Below are 19,662 nucleotides of genomic sequence, written 5' to 3' on the forward strand. Positions count from 1 at the left end.
AGTGCCAAATCCGTCACTGCTGAATCTGTTTCTCTACTTGTTGCTTCTAATTGAGCCGTTTCTAAATTGATCTTGCTAAACGGTCGTTCACCAACTGAATCCAGTAGCTCGCACCGAGCTTTAAGATGCCGTCGTTAAAGTCGTATTTTGGGTTATGCAATGCGCAGCCACCGACCGATTCCGTGCCATTACCCAACAGCACATAACAGCCCGGTTTAACGCGTAACATGCTTGAGAAATCTTCCGAAATTGTCAGTGGATCGCAGGCGTCATTAACCTTCTCGACACCGAGCACCTTCTGCGCGGCGGCAACCGAATATTGGGTTTGTTGCTCACTGTTGATGGTTGGGTAGAAGGTATTGATAAACTCAAATTCGTAGGTCGCACCTGCCGCCTGACAAATGCCCGCTACGATTCGCTCCATACTTTGCTTGATTCGATCGAGAGAAGACTCAGTGAAGCAGCGGCAGTCACCTTTGATGGTTACTTGGGTCGGGATAACGTTGACCGTGCCATCAGTAATAAACTCGGTCGCAGAGACTACAGCCGTATCGTGGATCGCACTAAGGTTGCGAGATACTATGGTTTGCAGACCAAGAATGACTTGCGAACCAACGACTAAAGGATCGACGCCTTGGTGCGGCAGAGCAGCATGTCCACCCACGCCATTGATGGTAATCTCAAAGCTACTTTCACTAGCCATTAATGATCCGGGACGAACCATCAATTCACCTTCCGCTAAGCCGGGGAAATTATGCACGCCATACACTTCATCAATAGAGAATCGCTCAAACAAGCCATCATCAATCATCGCTTGTGCGCCACAACCGTGCTCTTCATCGGGTTGAAAAATGAAATACACAGTGCCATCAAAGGTTGGGGCCTCGGCTAGATAGCTTGCAGCGCCAAGCAGCATTGCGGAGTGTCCATCGTGACCACAAGCGTGCATCTTTCCATCGTGTTGTGAGCAGTGTGCGAAGTTGTTTTGCTCGTGAATGTGCAGAGCATCCATATCAGCTCTCAGACCAATGCTCGCTTCACTCGATCCTGAACGAAGTATCCCAACTAATCCTGTTTTACCAATGTTACGCACTACCTCGATACCAAAACTGTGTAACTTGTCAGCGATAAAATCGGAGGTCAGATTCACATCAAAACCACACTCAGGGAAACGGTGTAAATGTTGACGCCACTCCGTCATGCTTTGAATAAGCTGCGAAGACAATTGGTCTGGTTTTATCGAGAAAGTAGAAGGCATAGTAGTAGTCCCAAAGTGTCATTCTTTGTATTAACGTAAAATGTGGAGTTAGCTTGGCTGCTGAATGTCAACACGAAGCAAGCAGCTTTAATCAAAGGTCGTTACAACGACTGCGACCTTCGGTAACTATCTGAGGTTGGCTCAAGATGGTGCTCTAGCAGTGCACCGAAACCTTTTATGGGTATGGGGTAGTTCATCAACTGAAGCGAATGCCAAGCCAATACCTGATTGCTGCTAACAACGGGCTTATCTAATTCCACTTCAATGGATTCAATCACCGATGCTGCACGCAGTGCCGTGCAAGAGATAAACAGAAGATCCGCTTCAGGGGCGCAAACTTGTAGTGCGGCATGTTTAATGTCCATTGGGTCAATGAACGTCATCGCGGTGTCATCTTCAAAATCAAAGCCAGCGATGCTCAATACCTCAATGCCTAGCGATTCAAAAAGTGCCGCGACGTCTTGATTCACGGCTTCGGTATAAGGGGTCAATATTGAGATGCGCTTAGCTTTAAAGCTGTCGAAAGCCGCTAAGGCAGCGGTCACAGGGTTCGTTACGGCCGCATTTGGGCAAGATTGATGAATAAGCTGGGTAATTCGTTCGCTGCCAATCGCTACGGTGCCGGAAGTACAGGCGTAAATCACCACATCCAATTTAGTACCCGGAAGGATGGTATCAGCGCAAGCAGCGATTCCTGGTTCCATCTTTCGCAGGTTCTCTATCGTCAATGGATTATAGTTTCGAACTCGGCTGGTGAACGACTGTACATCGTCTGGAAACAAGGTGTTTAAATCACGCTCAATATTGAAATCTGTCGCTAACGCAATCACACCGACGCGTCCTGCTGGTGCCAATTTTTCTAATTCAAACTGTAAAGTAGCGGTTGCAGATTTCATACTTTCCAACTCCTTGAGCTGCCAATATCAACACTCAACAAATGTTAACAACATGTATCACGTAAACTTCAAAACTCTGTCGATTTGAACTTTACATTTCGTTCACAAGGTTAATAATGCACCGATAACTTTAAGGATTATCATTAAACGAATACCTTATTGTGCGGAAATTCCGCATTTTTATTGCGTTATAGTGATTTTTTGTTCTCAAACCTCTGTGATTAATTATTGGAGCCAAATACCTTTAACTCGATCACACACTGGTAGAAAAGAAACAATTAATTTACAAATTGATACTGGGAAGTATGGGTATGACACAACAGCCTGCATTGGTGGTCGACAGTTTCGACAAGAAGATCCTCAACATCGTACAAGACTCAAATAGAGCGACATCAGACAAGATTGCAGAAAAGGTCGGTCTCTCTCCCGCTGCCGTTCAGCGCCGTTTAAAACGCATGAGAACGCAAGGTGTGATTCAGGCTGATGTCTCGGTGATTAACCCAAAAGCGGTCGGTCACGGAATGACGTTTATCGTTCAGGTAACACTTGAACGTGAGCGTGTGGATTTGATGCACAACTTCAAAAAAGAGATGAGTTCAAACCGTTCTGTGCAGCAATGTTATTACGTCACAGGAAGCTCTGATTTTATCTTGATCGTCACGGCTGCAGATATGGAGGGATACGACAACTTTACTCGTGAAGCCTTCTTCGATAACGCCAATATCAAAAGCTTTCAAACCAATGTGGTGATGGATAACGTCAAGGTGGGGCTGACTATTCCGATTGATGAGCAGCGTGATTGATGACCAGATCGATTAGCAAACAAGGCGTGTCATGAGATGAAGTCAAAAAGAGAGTAAAAAAGACGGTATGAAGAAACCTTACATACCGCCAACTTTGGGGCTTACTTTATTATTCGTTGTTCGCGATTAGCTATTAACTGCTAATTATGTACTTTCGTTATTAGATTTTGTTGTCGATGATTTGTTGGTAGAGATCCGGGTCAGTTGCCCCTTCAGTACCAATTACTAGCACTCGGCTGTCTTGAGTTAAATTCAGTTTTTCAGCGAAATTCGGCTCTTGTTTAGCGATGATCGCTGCGGCAAATCCTGGAACTGCAGATTCGCCTCCTTCTATTGCCACTTCCGTTTTCTCGCCACTCGCCAACATGCGCATCGCTTGCGGGATCGCCTCTTCACTCAGCGTCATAAAATCATCAGCGCCATTTTGGAGAATCGTCCACGCCAAGCTTGAAACCTCACCACAGGCAAGGCCAGCCATCAGTGTCTCTAGATCGCCGGTAACTACGACGGGCTTGCCCGCTTGAGCGCTCTTCTGCAAACAGTTGGCCTGCTCAGGTTCTACGATTACAAAACGTGGACGCTCAGCGCCCCACAAATCCCAGAAGTAACCACAGACGGCTGATGCTAAACCACCTACACCGCCTTGTACGAAGACATGTGTTGGGATTTCGCCATCCAATTGCTCGACAATTTCAGCCAACATCACTGTGTAGCCAAGTGCCACATCCTTCGGGATTTCCATGTAACCTTCATAAGAGGTATCCGACACAATCACACGGTTTTTCGCTTTGGCTTCAGAATCAGCCAAACGAACCGATTCATCGTAATTACCTGTAATGCGAACCACTTCTGCACCGAACGCTTCCATCGCTTGTTTGCGCCCTTCAGACACATCGCGGTGAATATAAATCACACAACCACAACCAAACATCTGAGCGCCCCATGCCACTGAACGGCCATGGTTTCCGTCAGTTGCACAACTAACAACGATCTCAGCAACTTCTGATTTCCATTCACCGTTGAGCAGTTCACTGATTGTCGGATTCTTCCCATAGCGATTAGCGATCTCAATCTGAAGCTGACGAGCCACCGCATAAGCGCCGCCCAGAGCTTTAAAACTCTTTAGGCCAAAACGCTGCGACTCATCTTTATACCAAAACTTGTTCACGCCGATCTCAGCAGAGATAGCATTCAGTTCATGTAAAGGGGTCACAGAGTAACCTGGCCATTGAGAAATATCTTTAATTGCCTGTTGAGAGTTCGCGACACTTAAAATGTCACGTTGCTCACTTGAGTATTCCAATTCACGGCGTGCTTGGGGATTAGCGTAGTGTGTCAGAGTGCCTGCCAGTAACTGCATAAATGATCGTCCTTATTAGTCATTCACATGCTCCTTACATCGTTAGATTATAGAAACCTATTGGCCAGTAAGGTTGCGGATAATAAATACTATCGACAAAAAAGTGCCGCGATCGCGCTTTCTAAAAACAAAATCTGCGGAAATTGATTATTATATCGAGTTTAAATGCAGTATTTATTCACCAATAGACATCGGAATTCGACTAATAGAGGCAGCAATAGCCCAACGAGCCAAATAGCAGACACAAAAAAATTGGTGACCACAGCGTCATCACCAACCTTATCAAGTCGTTTCTTATGTTATTGCAAGCCTAAGCTACTCAATGCGAGTGATGAAGTCGTATTTATCTGAGTCGGCCTTTGTCACCCAGTGTTCGCCAGAAGCCGGAGCAGAATCTAAAGTGAATATATAGAAGTCGATTCCTGTATCTCCCATGACCTTTTTAAAGTAGGTCGCTTGCTTGCGATGGCTTTCATTTGTGTATGGGAAGTCTTTGGCTGTTTTATCATCCTCAGCCCAACTGTGCACACCAACCTGTTTATTAAGCTCAATAGCTTTGGAGGTATCGGCTCGTTGCAAAACTCGTGGGTTACCCGCCGCGAACAGATCCGTGCCGCCAGAGAACACCGACCCCGTAGGTGTTACGATCGTCGTCATGTTGTTACTGTGGATCATGCGCCCGGTGTACATATTGATATCGTCATCAGCGCTGCCACCAATATGGTTAGCAAACTTCAATGTCATCTCGCTGCCTCGATACAATTTCACGATATCAAAAAGCTGAGAATAAGTTGATGCACCCAGAGTCGACCGAATTCGATCAACAGCGCCAGTCTCGTTGAGCACATCGCGGTAAAAAGCGTCGAAAGCAAACGATGTGGTGATGGTTACCTTGTTGCCACTTTTAGATTTACTCAAAATGGTAGACCCAAGGCTAGTCACGTATTGAACCAGTTCATTGTGATACTCAAGCTCGACGGGTTTATGAGTATTCGTTGTCGTGTTAATTAACGTGGTGTCATTGCCGATTGAGCGTTGAGCAACACCACAATCAAATGAATCAAAAAAATGACCCTCGTGGTAAATCGCACAATCGTCAGCCCCTGCATCAGGGAGGTACAGATCCACACTTTGACCTAAACTATCCGCAAGCCTAACCACTTTTTGCTTATCACTAATATCTTCCGCAAACAGAACGGTTTCATACTGCACACCGTTGTAATCAAGCTTTATGGATTCTTGGACCTCTTGTCGCTCTTTATACAACTCACCCAGTTTCGCTGATGAAAATACGTAATCCGCTTGAGGTTTTACTTGCGCTTTGGTGGCAGCTTTACCTGAGTTAGAGCTTGAGTTACAGCCCGCTAACAGAATCAAAGGTAACGCCAGTAATGTATTTCTATAGTCGTTCATACAGTTATTCCCAAAATGTTTGATGGGAAAATTCTATTATTTAAAGATCAAAACATCTGTCGTGCGAATGTATGAGAATGTATATCGTTTTGAACATTGTTTTTTATTTTCACACAAATCCAAAAACATCATTGAACTAGCGTGCAAAGTGTTTAATCATTCATGTCAGGTATTTTACGTAAGGCCTGTAAATTGGGTATGCCACAATAACTAGATACTCAAAAAGGCTCCCTCACGTAATCTCAATAAATGAAACACACGATAAGGCTGAGAATGGAATGACAAAACCTAAAATGATCATCGTAGAAGACGATTTGAAACTTCAGCGAATGCTAAAGGATTACTTTGTTACGCAGGACTTTGATGTTTCCACACTCGATGATGGCAGTGATGCCGCGCAGACCATCCTTGCCGAACAGCCTGATATCGTGTTGTTGGATTTAATGCTCCCTGTAACCGATGGACTGACAATATGCCGACAGACGCGCACTCTCTTTAAAGGTAAGATTTTAATGCTCACCGCCAGCGATGATGATTTCGACCACGTTGCAGGCTTAGAGACAGGCGCTGATGACTATGTCACCAAGCCAATCAAACCAAGAGTTCTGCTGGCCAGAGTTCGTTCGCTATTACGCCGCCAAGAGGCCAATACGGCTTCAGTCGATGACTCAGACAACCTTCAGTTTGATCAACTGGTTCTGAAAAACACCTATAAGAAGTGTGAACTTTCAGGTGCCGTTTTATCACTAACTGACAGCGAGTTCGACCTACTTTGGTTATTAGCGAGCAACCCTGATACTCCGCTATCACGTGACTACTTGACACAAACGCTGCGTGGTATTGAGTACGACGGAATCGATCGAACGATTGATAATAAAATAGTGCGCCTAAGAAAGATTCTTGGCGACGACCACACTCCAGCAGAGAAAATTCAGACCATTCGCGGGAAAGGTTACTTATTTGTTTCGACCGCCTGGCGTTAACCTCGCTCAATACGAGCGTAATAAAAGAGAGCGATTATGCGACGTATCTTTTTGGAGTCCTTAATAGGGCTGTTAGTTTGCTTTATGGCCGGTCTTGTCGCCTACGAGATTAGCGTCTATCAGCTCAATACCGACTACGAATATGTACTGGAAGATTACGAAGCCGCTGCCCACCAGCAATTGATCGAGAATATCGCTAAGAACCAAGGCCTTGAAGCTGCTCATCAAGCGATAAACCAGTTTGTAGAAACCACACGAAATAAATTGGTTACATTCAGCCCTGGCGATGAAATACCTAGCCCCGTTTCAGAGTTCTTCAGCACTAACCCGAATACCTTTGTTTTTCACGATGATGAACGTGACCTATGGTTTCGCTTAGCAAGCAGTGACAATACCTACCACTACCTCCCCAACAGTGAAGCGTTCGTTAGGCAAAAAATCGAGTTGGAGGATGACCTCATTTGGTTATTCTTTTTAGCGAGCTTTATCTTATATGGCTTATGTCATCTATTTATTATCTTCCGCCGAGTTAAAAAGCTTGAGGCTGCCACTCTGCGTTTTGCGGAAGGGGATCTCTCGACACGAGCCGAGACTTCAAGTGGTATTGCGATTGGTTCACTGAACAAATCCTTCAACCTAATGGCCGATCGAATTCATCGCTTAGTAGAAAGTAATCGCTCACTCACTAATGCTGTCGCTCATGAACTGCGCACGCCAATATTCCGTATTCAGTGGCAAGCTGAAATGTTGAAAGACACCCAGCTAAACGCAGAGCAAGAGAGCACGATTGAGAGTATTGTCGAAGACACGGAAGAGATGGAAAAGATGGTCGATGAGCTATTGTATTACGCCAAACTCGATAGCACTGACCTAGAAAACTTACAACAACCATTAGAGATACGAGACTTTCTCGCCCACGCAATGACGCGTTGGAATAAAGACACTCAGCTCAGTATCGACCTATCACTGCCAGAGCAACCGAGCTCGATAATGGCGGATGAAACGCTACTCAACCGAGCACTAGATAACCTAGTGCGTAACGCAATGAAATTCGCACGATCGCAAGTGTCGATTGAAGCAAGCGTGCATCAAGATAAGCTACAGATCGCGGTACATGATGATGGTGATGGCGTGGCACCAGAGCATCAAGCTCGCCTGTTCGAACCCTTTTACGTTGGCGACAAAGCGCGTAATAAAGCCAAGAGTGGCCATGGATTAGGGCTTTCTATCGTCGAGAAGATCTGTGCTCAACATAGCGCGACCGTAGAGGTTGGTCAGAGCCAGACCTTAAAGGGGGCGGTATTCACCATAACCATTCAGCTATGTAATGATTCCGCTGACAAACCCATACAGTAACTACAAAACACCTCTGGAATAATGTTCAACATCGGTCGGGAGATGCTGTCTCCCAATGAACCTATTGAATCTAAATTCCAATCTTTCTTAAGGTGTTTGTATGAAAAAGTTATTAGTTGTTTTAGGCATTGTTTCTCTAGCGGGTTGTTCTGGTATTAGCCACAACGAAGAAGTTTACACAGCGCACGCGGAAAGCTTCAACATTGTCGGTTTCCAAGTTCCAGGTAACACTCAAGACCGTGCAATGGAATTAGTACCTGAAGGTGCAACGGTTGATACGATTCGCTCAACAAACTCTGATACGAGCTCTGTTCTGGGTATCATCAACCGTATTATCGGTATCGACTACGTTCAAGTTGGCGGTAAAAAGCAGTAATTCGCTATAGTGACGTTAGCCGCGTACCATAATTAAGTGTCGCAGTTACCTACCTATATTCAGTAGCCTGCACAAACTAAGTTAATCTAAGCCAGTGACCCGTCGCTGGCTTTTTTCATCCAGCCGGTTTTGTGCTCTGTGCCAAACAAGTGCCCGATTTCCCTTCCCTCTTTTAACTAACAATTCGAAAAATAAGCCGAAAATTCTTCGGTTTCTTATCAAAATTGCACCTAAATTCGCTAAATGCCCTTCTGCTTAAAGTGACACTTTCAAATCGTTGATCCTTCTATCAACCCAGAATCCGTTAATTGAGGCACAGATCAATTTCCTCGAAAATCTTAATTTCCAATAGAAATTAACACTTAATAAAAGTGTCACAATTTTATAAATAAAACATATGGGTGCGTTCAAAAATAAACAGAAACGATAACTATCTGTAAATACGAGAAATATAAGTTTCATGAATAAAAGAGAGCATTGCCATGCTACTAATTAATCAGATCGAATGATGTAAATTCACTGTGATTAATTTGTTACGTTTTCTAGGATTTTACATGGAAAGAGAAAACAACAATGAAAATAAGAAAGCGTTTAGTTGCCGTTGCTATAGCCAGTGCTATGTCTTTGTCAGTGCATGCAAGTGAATCCGTTCAAATCGATCAGCCGATCAACTTTACTAACTTCTCTGGGTTAAACGCTCAGTTAGGTGTAAGTAATGCTTCTAGCTTCAAGATGGTCAAAGAAGTAAACCTCAAAAAGCGTGGTATCTATAAAGTTAAGATCCAACAGAACATCTGGGGTACCCCTGTATGGGGGCACTACCTAAATGCCACCCAAAGTGTCCAAGGTGGCGCACTTAAGTCCGTTCAAGGTCGCTACCTTAAAACAACGACCTTAGAACGATCTTTTGTTAAGCCATCAATCAACAGCGCTCAAGCGGTTGAACTCGCAAGTAAAGATCTAAAGACTCAAGGCTTAACCAGCAAATCTCTAGACAACGTTCAACATCAGCTATTTATCTATCAAGGCTCTGTAAAGCAAGACATCGGACAACAAAGCGTAGATAAAACACGACTAGTGTACGTTGTCTCTTACCTAGTAGAAGGCAGTGAACAGCCGACTCGACCGTTCACCATGCTAGACGCGCACACAGGCGAAGTCATCGACCGCTGGGAAGGTATTGCCCATGCTCAAATCGGCACTGGCCCTGGCGGCAACGAAAAAACAGGCATGTACGAATACGGCACCGACTACCACTACCTTGATGTTCAAGAAGTGGGCACAGAGTGTGTGATGGAGTCTGAAAATGTCGTTACCGTTAACCTGAATGGTTCGACCGACGGCGACACCACTTACAGCTATGAATGTCCTCGTAACGAATATAAAGCCGTGAACGGTGCATTCTCACCACTCAACGATGCTCATTACTTCGGTAACATCGTGTTCGACATGTATAAAAACTGGTTCGACACAGCACCACTCTCCTTCAAGCTCATGATGCGTGTTCACTACGGTGAAAACTACGAGAATGCATTTTGGGACGGCAAGGCCATGACCTTTGGTGATGGTGAAAGCTTCTTTTACCCGCTTGTTAGCCTAGATGTATCAGCCCATGAAGTGAGCCACGGTTTCACTGAGCAAAACTCAGGTTTGGTCTACGCAAACCAATCCGGCGGTATGAACGAAGCATTCTCGGACATGGCGGGTGAAGCGGCTGAATACTACATGAAAGGCACCAACGACTGGATGGTCGGACGCAATATCTTCAAAGGCGAAGGCGCTCTACGTTACATGGACGATCCATCACGCGATGGCTCTTCAATCAACAATGCATCCGAGTACTACGATGGCTTAAACGTGCACTACAGCTCTGGCGTATTCAACAAGGCGTTCTACCATCTTGCAACCACACAAGGTTGGGACACCAAAAAAGCATTCGAACTGTTCGTGCTGGCCAACCAGATCTACTGGTCTGAAAACAGTGACTTTTGGCAGGGTGCTTGTGGTGTGAAAAACTCTGCAACCGACCTTGGCTACAGTGCCGATGATGTTGTTTCTGCGTTCAACTTAGTGGGCGTGTCACCGTGTGGCGAGCCGCCACTTCCACCAGAACCGGAATACCAACGCCTTGAAAACGGTGTTGAAGCCGCAGTTGCTGGTGAAACAGGTTCGAAAACTTACTTTGATATCGAAGTACCAGCTGGCCAAGAGAAGCTGACGATTGATCTTGCTGTGTCTACGGGTGACCCAGATATTTATGTCGGCCTAGATTATGCGCCAAGCTCTCAAGAGAATATCTGTAAGAGCGAAACCGTGACCGATGAAGTGTGTGTAATTGAAAACCCAACCGCAGGTCGTTACACCGTTAACGTTTTAGGTTACTCAGATTACGCAGGTGCAAACCTAACAGCATCGTACGAATCTGGCAGCGCTAACGTGCCACCCGTCTCTTCTTTCGAACACACCATTGACGGCAAAGAAGTCGAGCTACGCAGCACGAGTTCAGACAGCGATGGTCAAATCGTCTCTTACCAATGGAACCTAGGCGATGGCAACACGCAAACAGGTGAAGTGACTCGTTATACCTACGCTGAAGCTGGCGACTACGTGGTAACGCTAACCGTGACTGACGATGCAGGCGTTACAACATCAACCAGCAAGTCGATCACGATTGAAGGTGACTCAGCGGAAGGCTTCCCACTAAAACTGAAATTTGGTAACAAAAACCCGAACGGCAAGGCGCGCGTTAAGCTGGCATGGGATTACGATACCAACGACTACTTCGTGATTAAGCGCAATGGCAAGAATGTTGGTGCAACAGACTTCAATTCATACGTCGACAAGTTCCGTCATAACGGCACAGTAGATGTGGAGTACCAAGTGTGTACCTCAAGCGATATCTGTTCAGAAACCAAGCATTATCGTTTCATTAAAACTCAATAATCGAAAGTAGATTCAGGGCTCCTTATGGGAGCCCTTTTCGCTATTGAGCTATTTGGCTTATGAGCTAATGAGCTAATGAGCTAATGAGCTAATGAGCGAATGAAACGCCTACATGAAAAACCCACGCATTACACAAAAATCAAACCCATCAACACAACAATATTCACCATAAAAAGGACGACAAATGGCTATTCAAAAAAGCATGCTAGCTTTGGCTGTACTCGGGGGATCTTTAACCCTAATCAATAGCACTTCGGCTTACGCATCCCTAGGCATCACACCACCAGCGAACCAAGAGGTTTGGATCACCACCGATGCGGACGCGCAGCATATAATGACTCAGCATGGCGCAACGGTTTACCCAAGCGTGACTGGAAACAAGCATTCCATCGTCGCGAAAATCAACCAGAAAGAGCTCGCTAAACTATCCAGCCACATGCACGAAGAAACCCACCGTTGTGGTGGCTACATGGTGCACGAAGACAAAGCAAGCGCACTCAAAGCCGCAGCGATGCCACTGACTATGAGCAGCTTCGAAAAGCCGGTGATCAGCCATCAAGACACAGTGAACGACCTACTCGCTCAGGTCGAGCCGAACAACATGGTCACAACCATCGAAAACCTAACCAACTTCACCAACCGTTTTTATACGACTTCTACTGGTGTCGCTGCTTCAGATTGGCTTTTAGAACGTTGGGAAACAGAAATTAAAGATGTGCCGTATGCGTCTGCACGCCAAATCACACATGCTGAATATCCACAAAAATCTGTTGAAGTGACACTGCTTGGCGCTAAATATCCTGAAGAAATCGTGGTGGTTGGCGGCCATCTTGATTCAACCGTTGGATCTTGGACCAGTGAAGGCACCATCTCACCGGGCGCCGATGATGATGCTTCGGGCATTGCGACAGTAACAGAGTCGCTTCGCCTGATGATAGCCAGCGGTATTCAGCCAGACAAGACCATTAAGTTCTATGGCTATGCGGCAGAAGAAGTGGGGCTGCGTGGCTCACAAGAGGTCGCCAACGCTTTAAGAGATGAGCAAGCCAACGTTGTGTCGGTATTGCAATTAGACATGACCAACTACAACGGTTCAGCGCACGATATCACCTTCATCACAGACTATACCGACAGTAACTTAACCGCCTACTTGAGTGAGCTGATCGACACTTACGCGAGCGACATCAGTTACGGTTTCGATGATTGTGGCTATGCCTGTTCTGACCACGCCTCTTGGCACAATGTTGGTTACCCAGCCGCCATGCCATTCGAGAGCATGTTCAACGACTACAACCCACACATTCATACCCAGCACGATACTTTGGAAAACTCCGACCCAACCGCAACACACGCGACTAAATTCGCCAAACTAGCCATTGCTTACCTTGTCGAAACCAGCCTTGATTCACCCGTTGCAGGTCCTAAAGAGTTACAAAATGACGTACCTGTTGAAGGGTTATCTGCAGGATATGGTGAAGAGCAATTCTTTACCGTAACGACTGAATATTCAGGTGAGTTAACGGTAACCATGACTGGACCTCGCAGTGGCGATGCTGACTTATACGTCAAATATAACGGTGTGGTATCAAAAGCAAACTTTGACTGCCGCCCATACCAGAACAGCAGCAACGAACAATGTGTATTGAACAAACCTGCGGGTGAATTTAGCATCATGGTGCGCGGCTATCGCAACTTCAGCGATGTCTCTATCGTCGCTAACTTTGTTCCTGATTTTCTCTAGGGCTGACTAGCTAAATTAATCCGATCGAGCTAGAACCAAAAATCCGCGAGACCTCATTCCTAATTGGATTAAAAACGAGATCTCGCGGATTTTATTATCTACTGTGTCTTAATAACCACTAGCACAATCAGCTAGTAGTCCATTCGCATGGCTATTAAGACGTTTTCTTCATCACCTTAGTACAGATATACTCACCAATCGGCATCGCAGAAGTTGCCGCCGGTGATGGCGCATTACACACGTGCAGGCTTCTTGGGCTTTCCGCAAACAGGAAGTCATGAACCAGGGTGCCATCTTTGAGTACCGCTTGGGCACGAATGCCTGCTGGATATGGTTTGAAATCTGACACCGTAATACTTGGGCAGTACTTATTAACCAACTTTAGATAGCCCGGCTTCCACCACGAGTTCTTAAACTCGACCAAACCGGTTGTCAGGTGATTCGCAGTCACCTTCCAAAAACCCGCAAAACTGAGCATCTGCAGCGTGTCCTTGAAACTAAAATTAAGCTTGCCATACCCTTCTCGCTTCCAGCCTTGAACCGCATTTGGCCCTACTGTTACGGAGCCATCAATCATACGTGTTAAATGCACGCCCAAGAATGGCAGTTCAGGGTCAGGGATCGGATAGATAAGATGATTCACTACTTGGTTATGTTTGGCGTCCAACTGATAATATTCACCGCGATAAGGGACGATTTGGAAGTCGGTTTCGATGCCAAGCATGCTAGTCATTCTATCGGCCATCAAACCAGAACAAGTGATCAAGAATCGGCTGTTCAGTTGTAGAGTTTGACCATCCACTTTGCAGGTCAGTTGCACCTCATCATCTTGCTCATCTGCCATGATTACTTCTGTGCCTAAGCTCAACTCGCCACCTGCCTCAACAAACTGCTGAGCCATCACTTCGGTGACTTTTTTGTAGTCGACGATACTCGTGGTTTTGACATAAATCGCCCCTAAACCTGTGATGTTAGGCTCTGCAAGTTTGAGCTGCGCTTGATCTAAGAGGTCGACATCAATGTCATTATCATGACAACGTTGATAGAGCGCGTTCATGCGCTCCACTTCCTGCTCATTGGTCGCGACCAACAGCTTACCGCAGTTTTCGACGGGGATATCGTGTTGGCTGCAAAAGGCGATGGTGCGCTCGACGCCACGCTTACAAAAATCCGCCTTTAAACTGCCCGGAGCGTAATAAACGCCAGCGTGAATCACACCACTGTTGTGACCGGTTTGGTGCTGCGCAAAGCCACGTTCCTTCTCGACTAAAAGGATACTTTTATCTGGATGAGCTTGTTGAAGTTGCCATGCCGTCGACACTCCAACAATGCCACCACCAACGATAATATAGTCGTATATTGAATTCATAATGTTCCTACATTCAGTCCTTTAAATTATAGGGAAGACGCGACAGTGTCAGGCTCGGTTTGAGGTAACGATTCTTGCTCATCGTCCGATTCCTTTTTCACTTGATTGATATCGTACTTACGGCCGCTGTAGATGAAGATAGCGACAAACAGAGCCACACACAGCAAGCGAATCACGATTGACACATCAGGCCAAACCAAAGCCACACCCAGTGCAATCAACACGGCACGAAGCGCGAGATTAATTTCACTCTCTAGGTAACCCTCAATCGCGGCAACAAACGCGTAAGTACCAATGATAGCAAAGCCACCCGTGACCAAAACCGAGGTCACATCCCAACTTACCAAGTTAGTGTAGGCAATCAACAATGGTACTAAATACAAGCCTTTGGCGATCTTCCATGCCATTAAGCCTGTTCTCATCGGGGGTGTTTTAGCAATGGTTGCAGCCGCAAATGCAGTTAAACAAACAGGCGGAGTCACGTTGCTGTCTTGCGATAACCAGAAAATAATTAAGTGAGCCGAAAGCAGTGCGAGACTGATCGCTTCTAAGCCAAGGCTCTGTTCAAGCAGAGTTTCCACAAAATCAGCAGGAACCAACGCAATCATCTCTTTCGCCGTTTCCAACGCCATCGGTGCGTTCAATAGCTCAAGCTTATCTGGCGCAGCCAACATAAATATGGCTTTAGCTTGCTCAGGAAGCTGCCCTGACACCAACAAGTCGAGCAGTTGACTTTCAGCAATCAATTTATACAAGGCAGGAGCAGACAATGTTCCCAACACAATATAAGCCGCCGTTACTGGTAACCCCATACCCAGAATCAAAGACGCCAGTGCGATCAACGCAATCATCACCAGTAACTCGCCATTCGCCCAGCTGTTGATCATCAAAGAGAAGGTGTTACCAATTCCCGTAGTGCTAATGACATTAACAACTAGACCAATACCAACTAGTAACACAGCCGTTGTCGCCATGTTTTTTGCGCCTTGAGACAAAGCTTCAATGATCGCTTTCGGTCCCATTTTGTGATTTTTAGAAAACCATGAAGCCACTACGACAGACAGAATCGAAATACCCGCTGCGTAAGTCGGTGTGAAGCCCTTCACCAACAGAGTCACCAACACCGCTAGTGGGATCAGGTTGTGCCAGCCCGACAGCAATACCTTCAATAGAGGTTCACAGCCAGAAGTGACTTTTTGCACGCCACTACGTTTTGCTTCAATACGTACGAAAAATGCCACAGACAAAAAGTAGATAAGCGCAGGTAAGAAAGAAACCGCAATGATGTCGACATAAGGGATCTGCGTGTAAGACGCCATGATAAACGCACCCGCACCCATCACTGGTGGCATCAACTGCCCGCCCGTCGATGCAGCAGCTTCTACACCTGCCGCGAAACGCGAAGGGAAACCGGCTTTTTGCATAAGAGGAATACTGATCACACCCGTCGATACCGTGTTAGCTACGCTCGAACCAGACACCGAACCCATCAAGCCAGAACCAATCACCGCGATGAAGCCCGGGCCTCCAATCACTTTGCCCGCCGCCGCGCGAGACACATCAATGATGTAATCACCAACACCCGAACGCACTAAGAAGGCGCCAAATAGGATAAACATGAATACGAAGGTCCAACTGATTCTAGAAATAGAACCGAACATCCCTTCCGATGAGTAAAAGCTTCGGTAAAGCAGTGTCTCAAGGCTCAAGCCTGGGAAGTGAAAGATGCCGCTGGTCCATTGTCCCCAAAGCACCACGTAGCTCAAGCACACCAAGATAAGCACAGGAATAAACCAGCCCATAGTGCGGCGAATCAGCTCAATAACGATGGCGATTGCCAAGATAGAGAAGAACCAATCACTGGCGATAAACTTCACGCCTCGCTCGTAAAGGGCATCTTCTGCAAAGGGAATGTAGATAAGACAAGCCAGAGCTGCCAAGGCAATTCCGATATCGACCGCTAGCGCTATCTTGCTTCTTTTCAATGAGATATGAGCCGGATACCAAAGCGCACAAATGATCGCAAAGCCCGCGAAGTGAGTCGCAGAGATCCAAAGCTCTGGCAAGGTCGATAAGGTATTAAACCAAATGTGTAATAGAGAGAGTATCACTCCCATTGTCGTTATCGCTTTGCCTACCCACGGAAAATCCGTTCGGGTCGGCAGTTCAAATTTTTTCAGTTCCTGCTGCAGCGAATCGCTCATAGAAAACTCCTGCTCTCCACAGCGAAATGCGCAGAGAAAATCCATAAAGTAAGCAGGTGCACGAACACATTCACAATATGAACGCGCACCTAGCAATTTAGTTAAGAAGGGTGTTTTTTGAATTGACGAAGACGGTTAGTTGTCGAAACCGTTAGTTGACGATCAACTCAGAAGGGACATCGATACCCACTTCTTGGTAGTAACGTGCAGCGCCCGGGTGAAGTGGAACAGGCAGACCTGCGATCCCTTTCTCGAGAGCCATTGCTTTGGTTGCTTTGTGGATACCTTGTAGGAAAGGTAGGTTTTCATAGATAGCTTTAGTCAGCTGATAAACATCTTCTTCAGAGATGTCTTCACGAACCGCTAGGAAGTTAGGTTGAGCGATAGTGGTGATCGGCTTATCAACACCTGGGTAAGTGTTTGCCGGGATCTCGTACTTGGTCCAGATGTTGTAATCGCCATTCGCTTGTTTGATTTGCGCATCGGTAAATGACAGGATTTGAATGTCTTCACCCAAGGCTGCAAAGGCTTGAGTTACCGCACCAACAGGCACACCAGCAGGCGTATTCATACCATCAATGGTGCCATTTTGTAGTGCACTTGCACTGCCGCCGTAACCCATAAAGGCGAGTTTAAATTGTTCTGGGTTAACCGACAGGCCTTGCATGATCTGACGTCCTGAATTCTCTGTACCTGAGTTCTTCCTACCGATAGAGAATTTTTTGCCATTTAGATTTTCTAAATCACTCATGGTGCCCGTTTCTGTCAGATCAGAGCGCACAATAAAGTGTTCAACGTTTTGCCATAGCATAGAGACTGAACGCAGTTGTTTTTGACTGCCAGACTTCTCATATGGACCAAGCCCTTGCCACGCCCACGCGCCATACAAACCTTGCAGAATGGCAAACTGCGCTTCGTTCTCATTGAGAAGTTTCACGTTCTCGCCCGATCCCGCAGAGCTGATCGCCGCTAAAGAAAAGTGCTGCTTTGGTGCAAGCTTAACTTTACTCAATGTCGCTAAAGCCACCCCCACTGGATAGTAAGTACCACCCGTTGAGGCCGTCGCTAAAATGTAGCTGCGATCTTCTTGAGCAGAGGCGTTGCTGATAAGGCCAATAGAGGCCATTGCGATTGCTAAAGTTTTAACTAGCTTGTTGTATTTCATTGTTACTCTCCATGTAGAGTTATTCACGTTATATTTTTGTTAACAACAATCGTTAGATAGCAAGCGCAATGCCAGTTTTTAAGTTACTGTTTTAATTGAATTTTATTCCAAAACTGATTTAGAGTGAGCTATTTCTTGCTTATTTGACCACGAATCAATGAGCTATTTTTTGCTTATTCAAAGTAAGCTTTAACATCTATTTAAAGATAGCTAAGTCACACTGCGTCGTATTTATGTGATCAATGTTTATAAAGTAACAAATATGAGGTGAGCCATTTTTTGCTCACTGATTTATGACAGCACCTCTCATCTCCTCATCACTTACGAATCAACATAATCGCTTCGGTTTAACGCATAGCGCACCATTTTTTGATTCAATGTTCGGCGGGGTAAATCCAAGTCTTGCATCACATCATTGATGCGCCCTTGATAACGCACTAGCGCATCATGAATCACTTTTCGCTCAAAGCTCTGAACCTGAACCGCCAATGGGATGCCTGCCGTGGTTGATTCTGTTACTGAGTTAGGTCGACACGCCAAAATATCGCCAACAGTGAGGCTTTCATCCAGTGCAAAACGAATCGCCACATTACGCAGCTCACGTACATTGCCCGGCCATGCATACGACAACAAGGCATAACGATCGGCCTCACTGGCGATTCGAGTTTCACTGTTCGCTTCTTGGGTGAAGTGTTCAAACAAAAGCAAGGCATCTTCTTCGCGATCACTGAGTGGAGGTAAATGCAGTTGTGCAACATTCAAACGATAGAAAAGATCTTGGCGAAAATCAGGGTGATTTAGCAGATCGCTTTTCGAAGCAGAGACCACTCGTAGATTAACATGTTGTTGCTGATTACCACCGACGCGTTCTACAACATTATCTTGCAAGGTTCGCAGCACTTTTACCTGCATCGACAGCGGCATACTCTCTATTTCATCAAGAAACACGGTGCCTTTGTCGGCAAATTCAAGCTTACCAATACGTCGCTTGGCGGCACCAGTAAACGCACCAGCTTCATGCCCAAACAACTCGCTTTCAAAGAGGTTTTCTGGGATCGCGCCACAATTGAGCGGTACAAAAGGGTGTCTTTTTCGCTCGCTAAACTCATGCAAACAAGAAGCAACCAGCTCTTTACCACAGCCGGTCTCACCATAAATGATCACGTTGGTGTCTATGGAAGCGACTTTCTGAATTTGCTCTCGCAGTTCACACATCACCTTGCTGCGACCAATCAGCACCTGTTCAATGCCCTTGAGGTTATCCAGATAGTTCTGACGACTGTTTCTATCTTGGCCACTTTGATGTTTTTCAACCGCTTCCGATACCGTTTGAGACAGACGCTCCGGATCGAATGGCTTTTCAATAAAATCATACGCGCCCTATTGTAACGCCTTTACCGCCATATCGACATCGCCGTGACCTGTAATCAAGATAACGGGCACATCTGGCACAAGGCTTTTAAAGCGCCCTAGCAGTTCAACACCATCAATATCAGGTAAGCGAACATCGGTGATAATGGTCTGAAAATCACCCAACTCGACAGCATCTAACGCATCTTGCCCCACTTCAAAAGCGGTGACATCAAAGCCAGCCAACTGTAACCATTGGCTGGTTGCTTGACGCACAATCGCGTCATCTTCAATTAAAGCAATACGCTGCATAATTTGGTTCCGCCGCTTACATCTGAGTAATGTCGCCCACGGTATGTAAAAAAGGCGCAGACGAAAAGGAGCTAGCTCCCACTTTGAATAACACTCCTTTAACAGTTTAATAATGTTTGTTAGCTTCGATTTG

Annotated in this window: 13 protein-coding genes and 1 pseudogene; 6 read left to right on the forward strand and 8 right to left on the reverse strand. The window is 45.9% G+C overall.

Annotated elements, in window-relative coordinates; genetic code table 11:
• Positions 1-61: 61 nt before the first annotated feature.
• Complete coding sequence (locus AB6E85_RS01430) at positions 62-1,258, reverse strand: M20 aminoacylase family protein (RefSeq protein ID WP_048610035.1); 1,197 nt, start codon at positions 1,256-1,258, stop codon at positions 62-64.
• Between the two features lie 101 nt (positions 1,259-1,359).
• Positions 1,360-2,154: an Asp/Glu racemase gene (locus tag AB6E85_RS01435; protein ID WP_372141130.1), complete on the reverse strand. Its 795-nt coding sequence runs from the start codon at positions 2,152-2,154 to the stop codon at positions 1,360-1,362.
• 311 nt (positions 2,155-2,465) lie between these two features.
• Between AB6E85_RS01435 and AB6E85_RS01440 the strand changes: the two genes are divergently transcribed.
• Positions 2,466-2,957: an Lrp/AsnC family transcriptional regulator gene (locus tag AB6E85_RS01440; protein WP_372141132.1), complete on the forward strand. Its 492-nt coding sequence runs from the start codon at positions 2,466-2,468 to the stop codon at positions 2,955-2,957.
• Positions 2,958-3,117: 160 nt separating this feature from the next.
• Here AB6E85_RS01440 and AB6E85_RS01445 read toward each other — a convergent pair whose 3' ends face one another.
• Together AB6E85_RS01445 and AB6E85_RS01450 are read right to left on the reverse strand one after the other, a co-directional pair.
• Positions 3,118-4,317 carry a diaminopropionate ammonia-lyase gene (locus AB6E85_RS01445; protein WP_372141133.1) on the reverse strand — a complete coding sequence of 400 codons (1,200 nt, stop codon included), beginning with the start codon at positions 4,315-4,317 and terminating at the stop codon, positions 3,118-3,120.
• A 315-nt stretch (positions 4,318-4,632) separates the two neighbouring features.
• Entirely contained in the window at positions 4,633-5,730 is a 1,098-nt protein-coding gene (locus AB6E85_RS01450) for an alpha/beta hydrolase (RefSeq protein ID WP_372141135.1), read from the reverse strand.
• A gap of 278 nt (positions 5,731-6,008) precedes the next feature.
• Here AB6E85_RS01450 and AB6E85_RS01455 point away from each other — a divergent pair, with 278 nt between their 5' ends.
• The 5 genes from AB6E85_RS01455 (at position 6,009) to AB6E85_RS01475 (ending at position 13,129) form a co-directional block, all read left to right on the forward strand.
• The gene (locus tag AB6E85_RS01455) at positions 6,009-6,713 is read left to right on the forward strand and encodes a response regulator (RefSeq protein WP_048610257.1); all 705 of its coding nucleotides are present in this window, start codon (positions 6,009-6,011) and stop codon (positions 6,711-6,713) included.
• Positions 6,714-6,749: 36 nt separating this feature from the next.
• Positions 6,750-8,069, forward strand: coding sequence for a sensor histidine kinase (locus AB6E85_RS01460; protein WP_372141136.1), 1,320 nt, complete (start codon positions 6,750-6,752; stop codon positions 8,067-8,069).
• 100 nt (positions 8,070-8,169) lie between these two features.
• Positions 8,170-8,445 (forward strand): hypothetical protein, encoded by a 276-nt coding sequence (locus tag AB6E85_RS01465; protein WP_017065177.1) that lies wholly within the window; start codon positions 8,170-8,172, stop codon positions 8,443-8,445.
• Between the two features lie 573 nt (positions 8,446-9,018).
• A complete protein-coding gene (locus AB6E85_RS01470; RefSeq protein ID WP_372141137.1) occupies positions 9,019-11,388 on the forward strand; it encodes a M4 family metallopeptidase in 2,370 nt (789 codons plus the stop codon).
• Positions 11,389-11,572: 184 nt separating this feature from the next.
• Complete coding sequence (locus AB6E85_RS01475; RefSeq protein WP_372141138.1) at positions 11,573-13,129, forward strand: M28 family metallopeptidase; 1,557 nt, start codon at positions 11,573-11,575, stop codon at positions 13,127-13,129.
• Between the two features lie 154 nt (positions 13,130-13,283).
• On the opposite strand, the gene lhgO is transcribed toward AB6E85_RS01475, so the two are convergent.
• The 4 genes and pseudogenes from lhgO to AB6E85_RS01495 form a co-directional block, all read right to left on the reverse strand.
• The gene (lhgO, locus tag AB6E85_RS01480) at positions 13,284-14,498 is read right to left on the reverse strand and encodes an L-2-hydroxyglutarate oxidase (RefSeq protein WP_372141139.1); all 1,215 of its coding nucleotides are present in this window, start codon (positions 14,496-14,498) and stop codon (positions 13,284-13,286) included.
• Positions 14,499-14,524: 26 nt separating this feature from the next.
• Positions 14,525-16,702, reverse strand: coding sequence for a TRAP transporter permease (locus AB6E85_RS01485; RefSeq protein WP_372141140.1), 2,178 nt, complete (start codon positions 16,700-16,702; stop codon positions 14,525-14,527).
• A 151-nt stretch (positions 16,703-16,853) separates the two neighbouring features.
• Positions 16,854-17,867 (reverse strand): TAXI family TRAP transporter solute-binding subunit, encoded by a 1,014-nt coding sequence (locus AB6E85_RS01490; protein ID WP_372141141.1) that lies wholly within the window; start codon positions 17,865-17,867, stop codon positions 16,854-16,856.
• Positions 17,868-18,188: 321 nt separating this feature from the next.
• Positions 18,189-19,529 (reverse strand): annotated as a pseudogene (locus AB6E85_RS01495) (sigma-54-dependent transcriptional regulator).
• Positions 19,530-19,662: the final 133 nt, after the last annotated feature.

The organism is Vibrio sp. 10N.247.311.51 (assembly GCF_041467855.1).
Lineage (GTDB): Bacteria > Pseudomonadota > Gammaproteobacteria > Enterobacterales > Vibrionaceae > Vibrio > Vibrio coralliirubri.

Bases quoted from the DNA above. Each gene is read 5' to 3' on its own strand.
- AB6E85_RS01465 (WP_017065177.1), top strand. From the start codon at position 8,170: ATGAAAAAGTTATTAGTTGTTTTAGGCATTGTTTCTCTAGCGGGTTGT.
- AB6E85_RS01475 (WP_372141138.1), top strand. From the start codon at position 11,573: ATGGCTATTCAAAAAAGCATGCTAGCTTTGGCTGTACTCGGGGGATCT.
- AB6E85_RS01460 (WP_372141136.1), top strand. From the start codon at position 6,750: ATGCGACGTATCTTTTTGGAGTCCTTAATAGGGCTGTTAGTTTGCTTT.
- lhgO (WP_372141139.1), bottom strand. From the start codon at position 14,498: ATGAATTCAATATACGACTATATTATCGTTGGTGGTGGCATTGTTGGA.
- AB6E85_RS01470 (WP_372141137.1), top strand. From the start codon at position 9,019: ATGAAAATAAGAAAGCGTTTAGTTGCCGTTGCTATAGCCAGTGCTATG.
- AB6E85_RS01440 (WP_372141132.1), top strand. From the start codon at position 2,466: ATGACACAACAGCCTGCATTGGTGGTCGACAGTTTCGACAAGAAGATC.
- AB6E85_RS01490 (WP_372141141.1), bottom strand. From the start codon at position 17,867: ATGAAATACAACAAGCTAGTTAAAACTTTAGCAATCGCAATGGCCTCT.
- AB6E85_RS01430 (WP_048610035.1), bottom strand. From the start codon at position 1,258: ATGCCTTCTACTTTCTCGATAAAACCAGACCAATTGTCTTCGCAGCTT.
- AB6E85_RS01450 (WP_372141135.1), bottom strand. From the start codon at position 5,730: ATGAACGACTATAGAAATACATTACTGGCGTTACCTTTGATTCTGTTA.
- AB6E85_RS01485 (WP_372141140.1), bottom strand. From the start codon at position 16,702: ATGAGCGATTCGCTGCAGCAGGAACTGAAAAAATTTGAACTGCCGACC.
- AB6E85_RS01455 (WP_048610257.1), top strand. From the start codon at position 6,009: ATGACAAAACCTAAAATGATCATCGTAGAAGACGATTTGAAACTTCAG.
- AB6E85_RS01445 (WP_372141133.1), bottom strand. From the start codon at position 4,317: ATGCAGTTACTGGCAGGCACTCTGACACACTACGCTAATCCCCAAGCA.
- AB6E85_RS01435 (WP_372141130.1), bottom strand. From the start codon at position 2,154: ATGAAATCTGCAACCGCTACTTTACAGTTTGAATTAGAAAAATTGGCA.